A 221-nucleotide genomic window follows, 5' to 3' on the forward strand; every position below is an offset into this window, starting at 1 on the left:
GGCACGCAGAAGCGCGTCGAGCTGGCGCGCGCACTCGCGGCCGATCCGAAGATCCTGCTGCTCGACGAGCCCGCCGGCGGCCTCAATCACGAGGAAGTCTACGTGCTCGGCGACCTCATTCGCCGCATTCGCGACGACCGGCACATGACCGTGCTGCTGGTCGAGCATCACATGGGCCTGGTGATGTCGATCGCCGACCATGTCGTTGCGCTGAATTTCGG

Annotated in this window: 1 protein-coding gene; it reads left to right on the plus strand. The window is 65.6% G+C overall.

The genetic code is table 11. The features are described from left to right. On the plus strand, positions 1–221 hold a 221-nt coding region (locus RAD04_RS39240), incomplete at both ends, for an ATP-binding cassette domain-containing protein (protein WP_461628045.1).

This window comes from Bradyrhizobium sp. 25ACV (assembly GCF_054863005.1).